Origin of the sequence: Streptomyces thermodiastaticus, from assembly GCF_014656135.1 — a bacterium.
GTDB lineage: Bacteria > Actinomycetota > Actinomycetes > Streptomycetales > Streptomycetaceae > Streptomyces > Streptomyces thermodiastaticus.
The window spans coordinates 15,131-30,123 of the sequence record NZ_BNBV01000001.1 but is presented as its reverse complement, the minus strand read 5'-3'; the positions used below and the strand labels follow the sequence as shown (position 1 = coordinate 30,123).

Below are 14,993 nucleotides of genomic sequence, written 5' to 3'. Positions count from 1 at the left end.
CCCGGCGGGCCGCGCGGGAGAGGCGAGGTGACGACGATGACCGACCGGGCACCCCGGTGCCGGGGGCGTGACGAGAGCGAGGAGGAACGCGCCGACCGCATGTGGGGGGAGCTGATCCAGGAGGTCCGCGTCGCGCAGACCGGGGTGCAGATCCTCTTCGGGTTCCTGCTCACCGTCGTCTTCCAGCCGAAGTACGACCGCCTCTCCGACGCCGACCAGGTCATCTACGTCGTCACGGTGTTCCTCGGCGCCGTCACGACCGGGGCGCTGGTCGGGCCGGTCTCGCTGCACCGCCTGGTCGCCGGGCGCCGGGTCAAACCGCAGGCGGTGCGGCTGGCGTCCCGGCTGACCCTTCTCGGCCTGGTCCTGCTGGTCGCCACCATGACCTCCGCGCTGCTGCTGATCCTCAGGGTGGCCATGGGCGGCGGGTTCGTGCCCTGGCTGACCGCGCTGGTGGTCGCCTGGTACCTGCTGTGCTGGTTCGTGCTGCCCCTGTGGACCCGGCGCCGCCACGCCGGCCGGTGACCCGGCCGACGGGTGTGCGGACGGGCCGGCCGCGTCAGTCCAGGGCGTCGTGCAGCGCGGGCAGCAGTGTTTTCGCCGACCAGTCGAGGAACGGCTCCTGCGCCTCGCCGCCGATCTGCACCAGCGCCACCTCCGTGAACCCGGCCTCCACGAACGGCCGTACCGCCTCCACGAAGACCTCCGGGTCGTCGCCGCACGCGATCGACTCGGCCACGTCCTCGGGCGTGACGTACTGGGTGGCCGACGCGAAGGAGTCCGGGTGCGGCAGCTCGGAGTTCACCTTCCAGCCGCAGCCGAACCAGCGGAACTGGTCGTGCGCGCGGGCGACGGCCGCGTCACGGTCGGTGTCGTAGCACACCGGCACCTGCCCCACGCGCGGCTTGCCCTGCCCGCCGTGCCGGTCGAAGGACTCCACCAGGCCGGCCTTGGGTTCGGTGGCGATCACCAGGTCGGCCAGGTGCCCGGCCAGCTCGCACGACTGCTCGCCGGAGACCGCGATGCCGATGGGCGGCGGCTGGTCGGGCAGGTCCCACAGCTTGGCCGACTCCACGTCGAAATGTTCCCCGTGCCGGGTGACGTGCCCGCCGTGGAACAGGGCGCGAATGATCTCCACGGCCTCCCGCAGGCGCGCGTGGCGGACGTCGACCGCGGGCCAGCCGCCGCCGACCACGTGCTCGTTGAGGTTCTCGCCCGCACCGAGGCCCAGCCGGAACCTGCCCTCGGACAGCAGCTGCACCGTCGCCGCCTTCTGCGCCACCACCGCCGGGTGATACCGGAACGTCGGGCAGGTCACGTACGTCATCAGCGGGATGTGTGAGGTCGCCTGCGCGGCCGCCCCGAGGACGCTCCAGGCGTACGGCGAGTGCCCCTGCGAGCGCAGCCACGGGAAGCAGTGGTCCGAGGTGACCGAGAAGTCGAAACTCACCTCCTCGGCGCGTACCACGTGCTGGACCAGCTCACGCGGCCCGGCCTGCTCGGTCATCATCGTGTATCCGATTCGCACCATGGCCGCCGAGTCCCCGCACCCCGAGCACCGGAAACGGCGCACGTGCGACACCGTGGCGACCCGGCCCCGGTGCGGTGCGGCACCGCCGGGGCCCGGGGTGATCCCGTCAGGGGCCGGCCCGGTCGTCAGCGCAGCCCGAACCGTTCGGCCCAGCCCATGAGGTCCCCGGTCGTGGCGTTGCCTCCGCACACCACGAGACCCAGCCGTACCCGGCCGCCGGCCCGCTCGCACACCCGGCGGGCCGCCGGCAGCAGACAGCCCGCGGCGGGCTCGGCCCACACCTTGGCGTGCTCGGCGAGGTCCAGGCACCCCTGGACGGCGTCCCGGTCCGGGACCACCAGCACGTCCTCCACCAGCGCCGCCACATGGTCGTAGGTCAGCTGCGAGACGGCCGGCGCGCTCAGCGTGGTGCTGATCGAGGAGACGGCCACCGGGACCGGGCCGCCCGCTGCCAGAGCCTCGGACATCGCCTGGGCGCCCTCGGTCTCCACACCCCACACCCGCACCCCGGGCCGCAGCGCGTGCAGTGCCGCGGCGACGCCCGAGATCAGGCCGCCGCCCCCGATGCTGACGAGCACATCGGTGAGGTCACCGGCGTCCTGCGCCAGCTCCAGGCCGACGGTGCCCTGCCCGGCGACCACCACCGGGTCGTCGAAGGGGTGGACCAGGGTGAGGCCCTCGTCCCGCAGCCGGGCCGCCGTCGCGAACGCCTCGTCCATGCTCTCGGTCAGCCGCACCGTCGCCCCGCTCGCCTGAGCCAGCTCCACGGACCGGGCGGGCGCCGAGCGGGGCATCACCACGGTGGCCTTCACGTCCAGCGCGGACGCCATCACCGCCAGCGCGATCCCGTGGTTGCCGCCGCTGACCGCGACCACGCCCGCGGCCCGCTCCGCCTCGTCCAGGGACAGCAGCTTGGCCGCGGCACCGCGCGCCTTGAAGGAACCGGTGCGCTGCAGCAGCTCCAGTTTCGCGGTCACCGGGACGCCGAGCAGCGCGGACAGGCCCGGGCTGGGCACGGTCGGCGTCCGCACGACGTGTCCGGTGATCCGCCCGGCGGCGGCTTCGATCTCCGAGATGCCGATCACGGATGTTCACCCTTCCGGCGCGGGGCAGACGGTCCGCGCCACCCCGACCCTCACCCCGCTCCGCACCGCCGGTCAACACCACTCACCGCCGGCACCTCCCGGCCCCGTGACGGGACCGCGAGGGCCCTGCCTCAGCTGTGCGGCGGGTCACATGCGCAGCGGGCAACCCCATGCCGTCCTCTCAACTCTCTTACCGCTGTCAGCATGTGGCCGCTCATCGGTCGCCGGGCGGGGCGGGCGGACGCCGACCTGGGGCAGGACGTGAGACGTTGCCCCGCCGCGCTTTACATGGCCATGACTGCTCAGGCAGCATCCTCCGGGGCACATGATCAGCCCCCATGGCGCAGTGACGCCATGCGCTCCGGACGGCCTGCCGAGCCGGCCGTCCCCAGGGAGAGAAGGACTCTCAAGAGTGCGCAGAGCACACATACGCAACGTGGCGGTGGCCGTCGTCCTGGCGACGGCCACCGCCACGGGTCTGACCGGCACGGCCCTGGCCGCCCCCGCCGCCGGGCCGTCCCGCACGGCCTCGTCCGCCGGGACCTCCGCCGCCGCGGTGGTGGACGCCGCCCGCGCGGCCGCCTTCGCGCACGCCTCGGCGACCGGTGTCGGCAAGGGCGACGCCCTGCGGGCCGAGGACGTGATGCTGGACCCCGAGGGCGCCCGCCACGTCCGCTTCCAGCGCAGCCACGACGGCATGCCCGTGCTCGGCGGCGACCTCGTCGTCCACCTCGACCGCCACCTCGCCTACACCGGCGTCACCCGAGCCGCCCACCACACCGTCGAACCGGCCACCACCACCGCTCGGCTGACACCCGCTCAGGCCGCCGCCGAGGCCGCCTCGGCGGTCGGCGGGCAGGCCGGCACCGCCCGGCTCGTGGTGGACGCCCGGGGTGGTGCCTCGGCCCTCGCCTACCAGGTGCACGTCACCGGCCGCGCCGGCGACACGGGCACCGGCTCCCGCACGGTCGTCGTCGACGCCGTGACCGGGAAGGTGCGCAGCACCACCTCCGACAGCGACGAGTTCCTGTCACCGAAGCTGCTCGACACGCTCCGCGCGAGCGGGCAGGCGCTGCGCCCGGACACCGCGCCCCTGACCGTCGGGGCCCGCCGCCCGGTCCCGTACTCCTCCTCCGTGGCGACGTACCCGCGCACCGCGGCCGGCAGCGGCACGTCCCTGTTCGTGGGCACCGTGCCGCTGACCACCACCCAGACCGGTGCTTCCAGCTACCTGCTGAAGGATCCCACCCGCCACGGCACCGAGACCCGGGACGCGAAGAACCGGCTGACGGAGAACTTCTCCACCGGCACGCCGATCACCAACGCCACCAACACCTGGGGCAACGGCACCGTCTCCGACCGCACCACCGCCGCTGTCGACGCCCAGTGGGGCATCACCGAGACGCTCGACTTCTACCAGAAGACCTTCGGACGCAAGGGCATCGAGAACGACTCCCGCGGCGCCCAGGGCATGGTCCACTTCGGCAACCGCATCGCCAACGCCTTCTGGGACCCGGCCTGCGGCTGCATGCTCTACGGTGACGGCGACGGCGTGACGTTCCCCAAGCCGCTGGTCGCGCTCGACGTCACGGGCCACGAGCTGACCCACGGCGTCGTGGACGCCACCGCCGGGCTGCAGCCCACCCGCGTGGACGCCGCCGGCAACCAGTACGGCGAACCCGGCGCGCTCAACGAGTCGCTGGCCGACATCCTCGGCTCCGCCGTGGAGTTCTTCGCGGACAACCCGGCGAACCCGCCGAACTACCTCGTCGGCGAGAAGCTGGGCCTGTCCCAGACCTTCCTGCGCCGCCTGGACCACCCGTCCCTCGACAAGCTCGAAGGCACGATCGACTACTGGTCGCCGGCGGTGTACGACGCCGAGGTGCACGCGGGCTCCGGTGTCTCCTCGCACGCCTTCTACCTGCTCGCCGAGGGCAGCGGCCGCAAGACCGTCGGCGGCGTCACCTACGACTCGCCGACCTACCAGAACCTGACGGTGCAGGGCATCGGACGGGACAAGGCCACGGCCGTCTTCTACCGGGCGCTGACCCGCTACATGGTTTCCACGACCGACTTCCACGACGCGCGCCTGGCGACGCTCGCGGCGGCGCGGGACCTCTACGGCCAGGACGGCACCGAGTACCAGGCCGTGGACCGGGCCTGGGCCGCGGTCGATGTCACGGCCGCCAACACCCCGCAGAACCGTCTCTGACGGACTCCCGTCCGCGCTGGACCCCGGATGCCCCGCACCCGCCGGCGGGGCATCCTCGTCCGTACGGCCGGATGCCACGGCGTGACGACGCGCCGGGGCGCGCCGCGCGGGGAACACTGGGCCACACACGGCCCACCGCGCCCCACGGAAGGCGGACGCCATGGCACCACCGGTCACGGCAGGAGTCGACGGATCGAACGAGAGCCGCGCAGCGCTGGCGTGGGCGGCCCGCGAGGCGGAACGCCGCCGGCTGCCGCTGCACGTGGTGCACGCCTGGCGTTTCGAGGTCCACGAAGCCGTCGACCTCGGCGACCGCGACGCCCAGGAACAGCGCGTCCACGACATGATCGACAAGGTGGTCCGCGAGGTCACCGAACACCACCGCAGCCTGGAGGTGACCTGCGAGGTCGCGGAGGGCCGTGCCGTGGACGTGCTGACCGCCGCGTCGGCCGAGGCACAGCTGCTGGTCCTCGGCTCGCGCGGCCACGGAGTTCTCGTCGGCTTCCTCGTCGGCTCGGTCGGGCAGCAGGTCATCGCCCAGGCCGCACGGCCCGTCGTCCTGGTCCGCGCCGACGACCCGGCCGCCGAGGCGGCCGGACGGGACATCGTGGTCGGCCAGCAGGGCGGCCCGGACGACACCGCCCAGGCCCTGCGGTTCGCCTTCGAGACCGCCGCCGCCCGTGGCGCCGGCCTCCGCGCGGTCCGCGCCTGGACGCTGCCGCCGGCCTTCGCCTACAGCCCCGGCTCGCTGGAGCTGCTCGACGAGGTCGGCGGGCTCGAGTCGTTCGAGAGGACGGCGCTCGAGCAGGCGCTGCGCCCCTGGCGGGAACGGTTCCCCCACGTGCCCGTCACCCAGCACGTGGAGATGGGCAGCGCGGGCCAGGTGCTGCTGGCGGCGGCCGAGCACGCCCAGCTGATGGTCGTCGGGCGGCGGGCCTGCCGGACGGCGGTGGGCGCGCGCATCGGCTCGGTGGCGCACGGGGTGCTGCACCACGCGCCCTGCCCGGTCGCCGTCGTCCCGCCCGGCTGAGCCGCCCCAACGCCGTCGCCTCCGCGACGGCCGGCCGGACCGGCGGGCAGGAGGGACGGATGCGGTGCGGGTGCGCCCGAGTGCGCGGGGCGGCGGTCAGTGCCTGCGCAGCGCGTGCTCCCGCGCCCGCCGCGCGGCCTGCCCTGCCGGGCCGTGGTGCACGGGACCGTGACCGGGCAGCAGCACGTCGGCGTCCAGCGTCTCCAGGACGTCCAGCGAGGTCACCGCGCGGTCACGCTCGTGGTGGAACATGCCCGGCAGCAGCTGCGGCCCGCGCAGCCGCGAGGTGGCGTGCCCGCTGACCAGAGCGTCACCGGTGATCAGCACACCCTTGTCCGGCAGGTGGAAGACGACGTGCCCCAGGGTGTGCCCGGGGGTGTGCACCGGCACCGGCCGGCCGGGCATGTCCAGCGGGCCCGGCCCGGGGAACGCCTGGGGCGCGGCGACCGGGAGGTGCGCGGTGCCGCCCACCCGCAGCGCGTGCACGGCCCACGGCAGCACCCCCGGCCGCCAGCCGTTGCGCAGCACCTGACCTATCTTCACCTGGTGCAGGAACTCCCGCCGGGCGTGGGGCACCTCGGCCTCGTGCAGATACACCGGGACGCCGTGCGCGGCACGCAGATACTCGGCGGAGCCGAGGTGGTCGTTGTGCGCATGGGTGATCAGCACGGCGGTCAGTGCCCGCGGTGAGACACCCACCGCCTCCAGTGAGGCCAGCAGCTGCTCCCGGTCGGCCGGATACCCGGTGTCGATGAGCGTGGCCGCGTCGCCGTCGGTCAGGATCACCCAGTTGGTGTGCGTGCCGTGCACCAGATAGGTGCCGTCGGCGACCTGCTGCACGTCCGTCTGCATCGACTCTCCCCGGCCTGCGAACGTCTGCCTGACCGGAACAGCAAACCATGCCCGTCCCAGGAACCCGCCGCAGGCCGGCGGTGCGTCGGACGGATCCGGGCCGCGGCCCCGGGCCGGCCCGCGCCGCGCTCCGCTGCCTCGGGGCTACCTCGGGGGGAGCAGGCCCTGTCGCGTGTGCGGGAAGAGGACGACGACGGCCCGTGTGCCGCTGAGGTCCTTCACCCGGAAACCCAGTCCGTTGAGGACGCCGGTGCCGCCCTCGCCGACCGAGGTGGCCAGCTGCGTGCCGGGGCCCGATGCCCGCAGCAGCAGCGTGTCCGCCGAGGTACGGGAGATGTGCAGGGTGTCCAGGCCCAGCCGGTCGTCGAGAGGGATGCGGGTCGGTGCGGTCACGACGATCTCGCAGCGGCCGTCGTAGCAGTCGTCCGCACCGGCGCCGCCGGGCACGGCTCCTGTCGCGCCGCGGGAGGCCGTCGCCGTGGCGGGTACGGCTTCCGGCAGGCGTTCGCCGTCGCATCCGGCCAGGACGCTCGCCGCACCCAGCGCCAGCGCCGCCACGGCGCCGCCGCATCTGCCCCGTGCCATCGTGCTCGTCCCCTCCCTGCCGGCCGGGCGGTCCTGTGCCGGTCCCCGCCCGCCGGGCGGTCCTGTGCCGGGCGGTCCTTCGCCGTCCCGGCGGTCTGCCTTCCCGGCCCGCGGCGGCCGCACACGGCGGGAAGGGGCACGCCGGGGCGCGTGCGCCGGCCGGGAGGCGTGCATGCGGACCGGGCCAGGACCGGATGCGCCCCGGTGTGCCGGGCGGCGGCCGGCGCACCGAGGCGCACGACCGGACCCGGCCACAGGGCGGGCGTCACGGTCCCGGCCGGGTCCGCACGCGAGGCTCAGGGGGACGCCGGTGCGTCCGCTCGTGGCTGCGGATGGTCGGTCGCGTGCAGCATCGGCGCCGTGTGCCGCTCCGGGCGGTGGTTGCCCGCGGCGGGCACCGGGCTGCGGTAGGCGCCGGCGTCGTCGGACACCGGGACGGGCCGGCGCGCGACCAGGTGGCCCACCCAGCGCCGGCCGCAGTACTCGCAGGCGGGCGCGCCCTCGGGCGTGTACGGGGAGGGCACCGGTTCGTTGTCGCGGGAGAAATGCTCCCACTCGTCACCGTGCTCGTCCACGCGGCGCTGGACGTCGTAGTCGACGCTCCAGCGGTGCCAGCATGAGCCGCAGGTGAACTCGACGCGTTCGACAGCCAGCTCGGTGATCACTGTCCAGCACCTCCTGTCCTGTCCCGGCCACGGGGCGCCTTTCCTTCCTCCATACCTGGGGGTGTGGAGATTGACAAGCGAGGACCGGGTTTCATTCCGGGCCGGTGAGCGAATCGGGAAAACGCAGCTGAGCGAAGCGGGACGACGCAGGTGACGGCCGACGGGGCAGACCGCCGGCCGCGTGGCTCAGCGCACCCCGGCCGGGCGGAACTGGATGCTGATCCGCGGTTCGGTGGCCCGTGCGCTCTTGGGTACGCAGTGTTCCCAGGTGCGCTGGCACGAGCCGCCCATGACGATCAGGTCGCCGTGCCCCAGCGGGCGACGCAGCGTCGGGCCGCCGCCCCCGGCGGGCCGCAGCAGCAGGTCACGGGAAGCGCCCACGGAGAGGATGGCGACCATCGTGTCCTGGCGCGCGCCCCGGCCGATGCGGTCTCCGTGCCAGGAGACGCTGTCCCTGCCGTCGCGGTAGTAGCACAGCCCGGCCGTGGTGAACGGCTCGCCCAGCTCGGCGGCGTAGTGCGCGGACAGCGCGTCGCGGGCCTCGGCGAGCACCGGGTGCGGCAGCGTGTCACCGGCACCGTAGAAGGCGAGCAGCCGGGGGACCGCCACGACGTTGTCGTACATCGCCCGGCGCTCCGCGCGCCACGGCACTTCGGCGGCCAGCTGCTCGAACAGGTCGTCGGCGCCGTCCAGCCATCCCGGAAGCAGGTCGATCCAGGCGCCGAGGCCCAGGTCGGTGCGGCGCAGCCCGTCCAGCGGGCCGAGCCGCGGCTCGTCGCCCTGGTCGAACAGGGAGCCCTGCAGATGGTGCGCGGTCATACGGACAGCGTACCCCTGAATCGAAAAGTTGTTCCATTTTGTGGAGTGGGGCCCCGACCGTGCTCCGGCCGTCTTGTGATGCGGTGCTCCCCGGCCCTTCCGGTACACCGCTGTATCCGATACGTTCGCGTATCGAACGGAGGTCGGGCATGACGGTGGACGGCGCGAAGGAGTCCCACGGGGGACGGCGCCGTACCCGGCGCCGGGACCAGACGCGCGCCAGACTCCTGGAAGCGGCTTTCCGGGTGTTCGCCGCCCGGGGCTTCGGCCGGGTGCCGATCGAGGAGATCTGCGCGGCCGCCGGCTACAGCAGGGGCGCCTTCTACTCCAACTTCGCCACCCTGGACGACCTGTTCTTCGCTCTCTACCGGGAACGCGCCGAGCTGATCGCCCGGCAGGTGGCCGGGGCGCTCGCCGGGGACGGCGCCCCGGGGCCCGATGTCCGGACCGCCGTCGACCGGGTCACCGAGGTGCTGCTGCTCGACGTGGACTGGCTGCTGGTCAAGACCGACTTCCTGGCGTACGCGGCGCGCCGCCCCGAGGTGGCCCGGGCCCTCGGGGAGCACCGGGAGCGGCTGCGCCGGGCGATCGCGGACCGCCTCGCCCGCGCCGGCACCCCCCTGCCCGCCGTGCTCGGCGACGCCGGCACCGCCGCCCACGCCGTCGTCGCCGCCTACGACGGCGTCACCACCCGGCTGCTGCTGGACAAGGACGTCGACGGTGCCCGCGCCTGGCTCCGCCGGCTGCTCACCGCGCTGCTCACGGACGGCGGCACCGGCGGCGCGGACCCCCACTGAGCATCACGGGCATCCGACCGAGGATCGCCGACACCCACCGAGGACCGAGGAAGGGAAAGGGAACGGTCGCCATGGACGCGGACGTCATCGTCGTCGGAGCCGGTCTCGCGGGCCTGGTCGCCGCGCACGAGGTGACCAGCCGGGGCCGCCGGGTCGCCCTCGTCGACCAGGAGAACGCCGCCAACCTGGGCGGCCAGGCCTACTGGTCGTTCGGCGGGCTGTTCCTCGTCGACTCCCCGGAGCAGCGCCGCCTGGGCGTGAAGGACTCCTTCGAACTGGCCTGGAACGACTGGCAGGGCAGCGCACAGTTCGACCGGCTCGGCGACGAGGACTCCTGGGCGGTGCGCTGGGCCCGCGCCTACGTCGAGTGGGCCGCGGGGGAGAAGCGGTCCTGGCTGCACCGGCACGGCATCACCCTGCTGCCCACGGTCGGCTGGGCCGAGCGCGGCGACCTCAGGGCGAACGGCCACGGCAACTCCGTACCCCGCTTCCACATCGCCTGGGGCACCGGCACGGGCGTCGTCGCACCGTTCGCCGACTACGCCCGCCGGGCCGCCCGCGACGGGCTGCTCACCTTCCACCACCGGCACCGGGTGGACGAACTCGTCGTCGAAGGCGGTGCGGTGCGCGGTGTGCGCGGCACGGTGCTCGCCCCGGACGACTCCCCCCGCGGGGTCGCCTCCAACCGGGACGAGACCGGCACCTTCGAGCTGACCGCGCAGGCCGTGATCGTCACCACCGGCGGCATCGGTGCCAACCACGACCTGGTGCGCCGCTACTGGCCCGCGCGGCTGGGCACCCCGCCGGCCCGGATGGTCACCGGTGTCCCGGCGTACGTCGACGGCCGGATGCTCGACATCAGCGCCGCCGCCGGTGTCCGCCTGGTCAACCGCGACCGCATGTGGCACTACACCGAGGGCCTGCGGAACTGGAACCCGGTCTGGCCCGGCCACGGCATCCGCATCCTGCCCGGCCCGTCCTCCGTCTGGCTCGACGCGCTCGGGCGCCGGCTGCCCGACCCGTGCCTGCCCGGCTACGACACGCTCAGCACCCTGCGGCACCTGCGCACCACCGAGGACATCGCCGCCCACGACCACTCCTGGTTCGTGCTGACCCGCAGGATCGTGGAGAAGGAGTTCGCCCTGTCGGGCTCCGAGCAGAACCCCGACATCACCGCCAAGGACCGCAAGGCCGTGCTGCGCGACCGGCTGCTCGGCAAGGGCGCCCCCGGCCCCGTGCGGGACTTCCTGCGGCACGGCGCCGACTTCGTGATCGCGGACACCCTGGAGCGGCTGGTCGAGAAGATGAACCGGCTGACCGACGAGCCCCTGCTCGACGCCGCCGAGGTACGGCGCCAGATCGAGGCCCGCGACCTGCAGATCGCCAACCCCTTCAGCAAGGACACCCAGGTGCAGGGCATCCACAACGCCCGCCGCTACATAGGCGACCGCCTCGGCCGGGTGGCCGCCCCGCACCGCATCCTCGACCCCGAGGCCGGCCCTCTCATCGGTGTGAAACTGCACATCCTCACCCGCAAGACCCTCGGCGGCATCCAGACCGACCTTGACTCCCGGGCCCTGGGCACCGACGGCAAGCCCGTGGACGGCCTGTACGCGGCCGGCGAGGTCGCCGGCTTCGGCGGGGGCGGCGTCCACGGATACAACGCCCTGGAAGGCACCTTCCTCGGCGGCTGCCTGTTCTCGGGCCGCGCGGCCGGCCGGGCGGCCGCACGTCAGACGGCCTGAGCGGGCGCGGGCGGCGGGACGTGCGGCAGGTGTCCGCCGGGCCCCGCGGCCCACCGGGGCGGGTGGTGCCCGACGGCCGCACCGGCCCCGCGCCCGTCGGCGGCCGGTCACGGCACGGCCCGTCCACGCGGCCGCCGCACCGGCCCGGCGGTTCCGACCCGTGCCACAGGGGTACTTCGAGCGCCTGTGGCACGAGGGAGAGCACGAGATGAGCGCATCGGAGGATCTGCGGGTGGTGCACTCGCTGGCCGACCTCGCCGCACTCGTGAAGCGGCACCAGGGCCTGTACGTCCGCTGGTCGCGCGGCCCGCAGACCGACCTGCGCGCCACGTCCAGCACCGACGAACTCACCGGCGTCCGTATGCCGGGCCTGTCGGCCAACCCGCTCGACGTGGAGGAGTGGTGGCGGGGCCGGTCCGTCGACCTGTGGGTGGCACGCCGCCTGTACGACTACGCACACCTGCCGCACGACAAGGGCCCCGGCGTACGCCCCTGGGTGCTGCGCGGCCGGGTGCACGGCCGCGGCCCCGACAACGAGCCGCTGGTCGGCGACGTCGAACCGATGTGCTGGATCGACGACGGCGTCATCGAGGAGGCACGCGCCGCGGTCCTCGGGCGGGAAGCGCACTGGGGCACCCTGCGCCGCTCCGGCCGCTGAGGGCCGTGCCGCCCGCGGACCGCCACCGCGCCGTGCGCCCTCGACGCGCGCCCGGGCCCTCGGCTCACCCGCCGAAGCCGGCGAGGCCGTGCGGCGAGCCCGTGCGGCGAGCCCGTGCGGCGGGAGCGGCTGTGATCCCGGAGCGTGTGTGCTCCGGGAGCGGCTGTTCCGAAGGATCCGCACCGCACAGTTCTCGGCGGCCGCCTCGGCTGCTTCCGCCCCGCAGCAGCAGCCGCGCACCGCGGGTCCGCGCCCGCTCGTGGCGTCCCGGTCGGCGGAACCCGGTTCTGTGCCTCTGCTTCCTGCTGCGATAGTTGAGCGGAAAAGAAGATGGAGCGAGCAACAGGAAGCCCGTGGACACCAGCGAGACAACCGACACGAACACCGCCCCGCGCAGCGAGAGCGGCCCGGAACCGGCCGGTACCTCCCGGCGGGGCTGGCGCCGCTGGGCCATGGACACCCGACCGCTGCGCATCCCGGCCTTCCGCCGGCTGTGGTCCTCCACCGTCGTCACCGCCATCGGCAGCCAGCTGACGGCCGTCGCCGTCCCCAAGCAGATCTACGACATCACCGGTTCCTCGGCATGGGTCGGCTACGCGAGCCTCGCCGGCCTGGTCCCGATGGTGGTGTTCGCCCTGTGGGGCGGCGCGGTCGCCGACACCGTGGACCGCCGCAAGCTGCTGCTGGTCACCAACAGCGGCATCGCCGTGACCTCGCTGCTGTTCTGGGTGCAGGCCGTGACCCGGCTGGAATCGGTCGCGGTGCTGATGGTGCTGCTCGCCCTGCAGCAGGCCTTCTTCGGCCTGAACTCACCGGCCCGCAACGCCTCCGTCGCCCGGCTGGTCCCGGAGGAGGAACTGCCCGCGGCCAACGCCCTCAGCTCCACCGTGTCGCAAACCGGCCTGGTCGCCGGGCCGTTGCTGGCCGGCGCGCTGATACCGGTGATCGGGCTGCCCGAGCTGTACCTCATCGACGCCGTGGCGCTGTGCGTCACGCTGTGGGCGGTGCTGCGCCTGCCGCCGCTGCCGCCCCTGGCGGAAGCCGCCGCCCGCCGCGCGGGACTGCGCGAGATCGCCGACGGGTTCCGTTACATCTCCGGGCACACGGTGCTGCTGCTGTCCTTCCTCGCCGACATCATCGCCATGGTGTTCGGCATGCCCCGCGCACTGTTCCCGCAGCTCGCGGCCGAGACGTACGCGCCCTGGGGCGAGGGGCTGGCACTGGGCCTGCTGTTCGCGGCCATCCCGATCGGCGCGGTGGCCGGCGGGCTGTTCTCCGGCACCTTCTCCCGGGCCCGGCGGCACGGATGGATGGTCATCGGCGCGGTGACCGCGTGGGGAGCGGCGGTCGCCGGCTTCGGCGCGAGCCGCAACCTGTGGATCGCCGTGGCGTTCCTGGCCCTCGCCGGCGTCGCCGACATGGTGTCCATGGTGTTCCGCGGCGCGATCCTGCTGTCCGCCGCCACCGACGAGATGCGCGGCCGGATGCAGGGCGTCTTCACCGTCGTCGTCGCGGGCGGACCCCGTCTGGCCGACGTCCTGCACGGCACGGCCGGCTCCGCCTTCGGGCCCCGCGCCGCCGTGGCCGGCGGCGGAGTGCTGGTCATGGTGCTGATGCTGGGCCTGGCGGCGGCGGTGCCGGCGCTGCGCCGCTATCGCATCTGACGCCGTCACACCTGACGCCCGACGCCGACACACCTGACGCCCGACGCCGACACACCTGACGCCCGACGCCGACACACCTGACGCCGCGCCCCTGTGCCGCGGACGGCGTCCCCAGGGCCGGGACCGGGTCCGCGTGGCCTATATGCCGCGCCGGAACATCGTGTACTGCTCCAGCAGCCGGCCCCGGGTGACCTCCAGCCGGTGGGCGAGAATCTCCGCCACGGTCCGCACCAGCGACAGCCCGAGCAGCGGATCCTCCACGCACAGCGCCAGCACCGCAGCCCCGTCGAACTCGTAGGCGCGCACCGGGCTGAACGCCACCGCCCCGAAATCCCATTCGTACGGCGGGAACAGCCACGACCAGCCGAGCAGATCGCCCGCGCCGAGCGTGGCCACGGTGATCCGGCGGTGCGGCGTGACCTGCTGATCGAGGTGCACTGCGCCGGAGCGGATCACCCAGAAGCGATCGGCCGTGCCGCCCGCCTCGAAGATCCTGGTGTCCTCCGGGAAGGACACTTCCTGGGCCAGCTCCAGCAGGCGCTCGCGCTGTTTCTGGGGGAGGGCGGTGAGCAGTTTGATCGCTTTGGTCATGACCCGGGGCTCCTCGCCGGCGATGGGTTCCCGCTTGTGCCTACGCCCATTTCAGCGTCTGCGCGCCGCGCGGGCACCTCGGCGGACCGGACACCGTGCGGGACACCGGGAGGACGGCGGCCGCCCGCCCCGGCCGCCGTCACGGCGCCGGGGGAGCAGGGGCGTGCGGGCATGAAAGAGCCCTGGCTGGACGGGGGAAACCAGCCAGGGCCGTATGCGGCGGCGTACGGAGGATCTCCCACGTCGACCCCGTCGCCGCGTATGGATGAACCGTAAACCATTCCTCGCCGCCGCACACAACCGGGGGCGCCCTACGTGACCGGATTCACTCCCCGAGGCCGGTCGGTGTGCGTGGCGGGTCTCGTCCACGGATGCCTGCCGGGGGTCAGGATCTCGTCCAGCACCTGGCCCACCACCTCGTAGGCCAGCACCCGGCCGGCGGCCTCGCGCACCGTCTCCGGGTCGGCCGGGACGAAACCGTCGCGGAGGTCCCGCCACCGGCGCTCCTCCTCGCGCGCTCCTGCCCTGGCGCGCTGGATGCGCCGCAGCAGTTCGTCCGAGTCCACGACATCGGTCATACCGGCCGTATACCCGGTGGGCGCGCCGCGATGGCTGCTCGGACCCAGGAGTTGCCGGCCGGTCCGCACAGGATGCCGGCCCCGTTCGTCCGCGGACAGGACCGGACGTTTGACGGCGCATACACCGGCTAGCCGGAGGAGGAGTCCGCGGACGACCACCCTCGATCCCGTCGGCGCGCAT

At 74.0% G+C, this 14,993-nt stretch carries 15 protein-coding genes; 7 read left to right on the top strand and 8 right to left on the bottom strand.

What is annotated here, in order from left to right; all coding sequences use genetic code 11:
* Window positions 1-36 precede the first annotated feature (36 nt).
* Entirely contained in the window at window positions 37-525 is a 489-nt protein-coding gene (locus IE286_RS00140; RefSeq protein ID WP_189794463.1) for a DUF6328 family protein, read from the top strand.
* A 34-nt stretch (window positions 526-559) separates the two neighbouring features.
* Here the strand turns inward: IE286_RS00140 and IE286_RS00135 are convergent, their stop codons facing one another.
* Together IE286_RS00135 and IE286_RS00130 are read right to left on the bottom strand one after the other, a co-directional pair.
* The gene (locus IE286_RS00135) at window positions 560-1,531 is read right to left on the bottom strand and encodes an LLM class F420-dependent oxidoreductase (RefSeq protein WP_189794462.1); all 972 of its coding nucleotides are present in this window, start codon (window positions 1,529-1,531) and stop codon (window positions 560-562) included.
* A 125-nt stretch (window positions 1,532-1,656) separates the two neighbouring features.
* Window positions 1,657-2,616 carry a threonine/serine dehydratase family protein gene (locus IE286_RS00130; protein ID WP_189794461.1) on the bottom strand — a complete coding sequence of 320 codons (960 nt, stop codon included), beginning with the start codon at window positions 2,614-2,616 and terminating at the stop codon, window positions 1,657-1,659.
* 412 nt (window positions 2,617-3,028) lie between these two features.
* Between IE286_RS00130 and IE286_RS00125 the strand changes: the two genes are divergently transcribed.
* Both IE286_RS00125 and IE286_RS00120 read left to right on the top strand, forming a co-directional pair.
* The gene (locus IE286_RS00125; RefSeq protein ID WP_189794460.1) at window positions 3,029-4,828 is read left to right on the top strand and encodes a M4 family metallopeptidase; all 1,800 of its coding nucleotides are present in this window, start codon (window positions 3,029-3,031) and stop codon (window positions 4,826-4,828) included.
* Between the two features lie 160 nt (window positions 4,829-4,988).
* Complete coding sequence (locus tag IE286_RS00120; RefSeq protein ID WP_189794459.1) at window positions 4,989-5,858, top strand: universal stress protein; 870 nt, start codon at window positions 4,989-4,991, stop codon at window positions 5,856-5,858.
* Between the two features lie 96 nt (window positions 5,859-5,954).
* Here IE286_RS00120 and IE286_RS00115 read toward each other — a convergent pair whose 3' ends face one another.
* The 4 genes from IE286_RS00115 to IE286_RS00100 form a co-directional block, all read right to left on the bottom strand.
* Window positions 5,955-6,710 carry an MBL fold metallo-hydrolase gene (locus IE286_RS00115; RefSeq protein ID WP_189794458.1) on the bottom strand — a complete coding sequence of 252 codons (756 nt, stop codon included), beginning with the start codon at window positions 6,708-6,710 and terminating at the stop codon, window positions 5,955-5,957.
* A 144-nt stretch (window positions 6,711-6,854) separates the two neighbouring features.
* Window positions 6,855-7,295: a hypothetical protein gene (locus tag IE286_RS00110; RefSeq protein ID WP_189794457.1), complete on the bottom strand. Its 441-nt coding sequence runs from the start codon at window positions 7,293-7,295 to the stop codon at window positions 6,855-6,857.
* Window positions 7,296-7,591: 296 nt separating this feature from the next.
* Window positions 7,592-7,960, bottom strand: coding sequence for a hypothetical protein (locus tag IE286_RS00105; RefSeq protein WP_189794456.1), 369 nt, complete (start codon window positions 7,958-7,960; stop codon window positions 7,592-7,594).
* Window positions 7,961-8,146: 186 nt separating this feature from the next.
* Window positions 8,147-8,779: an alpha-ketoglutarate-dependent dioxygenase AlkB gene (locus IE286_RS00100; protein ID WP_189794455.1), complete on the bottom strand. Its 633-nt coding sequence runs from the start codon at window positions 8,777-8,779 to the stop codon at window positions 8,147-8,149.
* A 149-nt stretch (window positions 8,780-8,928) separates the two neighbouring features.
* On the opposite strand from IE286_RS00100, the gene IE286_RS00095 reads away from it, so the two are divergent.
* The 4 genes from IE286_RS00095 (at window position 8,929) to IE286_RS00080 (ending at window position 13,643) form a co-directional block, all read left to right on the top strand.
* Window positions 8,929-9,576, top strand: coding sequence for a TetR/AcrR family transcriptional regulator (locus tag IE286_RS00095; RefSeq protein WP_189794454.1), 648 nt, complete (start codon window positions 8,929-8,931; stop codon window positions 9,574-9,576).
* 71 nt (window positions 9,577-9,647) lie between these two features.
* Window positions 9,648-11,321: an FAD-binding dehydrogenase gene (locus tag IE286_RS00090; RefSeq protein WP_189794453.1), complete on the top strand. Its 1,674-nt coding sequence runs from the start codon at window positions 9,648-9,650 to the stop codon at window positions 11,319-11,321.
* 208 nt (window positions 11,322-11,529) lie between these two features.
* Window positions 11,530-11,979 (top strand): DUF6098 family protein, encoded by a 450-nt coding sequence (locus IE286_RS00085; RefSeq protein ID WP_189794452.1) that lies wholly within the window; start codon window positions 11,530-11,532, stop codon window positions 11,977-11,979.
* Between the two features lie 353 nt (window positions 11,980-12,332).
* A complete protein-coding gene (locus IE286_RS00080) occupies window positions 12,333-13,643 on the top strand; it encodes an MFS transporter (RefSeq protein ID WP_189794451.1) in 1,311 nt (436 codons plus the stop codon).
* Window positions 13,644-13,781: 138 nt separating this feature from the next.
* On the opposite strand, the gene IE286_RS00075 is transcribed toward IE286_RS00080, so the two are convergent.
* Complete coding sequence (locus tag IE286_RS00075; RefSeq protein ID WP_189794450.1) at window positions 13,782-14,234, bottom strand: Crp/Fnr family transcriptional regulator; 453 nt, start codon at window positions 14,232-14,234, stop codon at window positions 13,782-13,784.
* 311 nt (window positions 14,235-14,545) lie between these two features.
* Window positions 14,546-14,812: a 3-deoxy-D-manno-octulosonic acid transferase gene (locus IE286_RS00070; RefSeq protein ID WP_189794449.1), complete on the bottom strand. Its 267-nt coding sequence runs from the start codon at window positions 14,810-14,812 to the stop codon at window positions 14,546-14,548.
* Window positions 14,813-14,993 lie beyond the last annotated feature (181 nt).

Bases quoted from the DNA above. Each gene is read 5' to 3' on its own strand.
- IE286_RS00140 (WP_189794463.1), top strand. From the start codon at position 37: ATGACCGACCGGGCACCCCGGTGCCGGGGGCGTGACGAGAGCGAGGAG.
- IE286_RS00135 (WP_189794462.1), bottom strand. From the start codon at position 1,531: ATGGTGCGAATCGGATACACGATGATGACCGAGCAGGCCGGGCCGCGT.
- IE286_RS00120 (WP_189794459.1), top strand. From the start codon at position 4,989: ATGGCACCACCGGTCACGGCAGGAGTCGACGGATCGAACGAGAGCCGC.
- IE286_RS00115 (WP_189794458.1), bottom strand. From the start codon at position 6,710: ATGCAGACGGACGTGCAGCAGGTCGCCGACGGCACCTATCTGGTGCAC.
- IE286_RS00110 (WP_189794457.1), bottom strand. From the start codon at position 7,295: ATGGCACGGGGCAGATGCGGCGGCGCCGTGGCGGCGCTGGCGCTGGGT.
- IE286_RS00100 (WP_189794455.1), bottom strand. From the start codon at position 8,779: ATGACCGCGCACCATCTGCAGGGCTCCCTGTTCGACCAGGGCGACGAG.
- IE286_RS00095 (WP_189794454.1), top strand. From the start codon at position 8,929: ATGACGGTGGACGGCGCGAAGGAGTCCCACGGGGGACGGCGCCGTACC.
- IE286_RS00090 (WP_189794453.1), top strand. From the start codon at position 9,648: ATGGACGCGGACGTCATCGTCGTCGGAGCCGGTCTCGCGGGCCTGGTC.
- IE286_RS00085 (WP_189794452.1), top strand. From the start codon at position 11,530: ATGAGCGCATCGGAGGATCTGCGGGTGGTGCACTCGCTGGCCGACCTC.
- IE286_RS00075 (WP_189794450.1), bottom strand. From the start codon at position 14,234: ATGACCAAAGCGATCAAACTGCTCACCGCCCTCCCCCAGAAACAGCGC.
- IE286_RS00070 (WP_189794449.1), bottom strand. From the start codon at position 14,812: ATGACCGATGTCGTGGACTCGGACGAACTGCTGCGGCGCATCCAGCGC.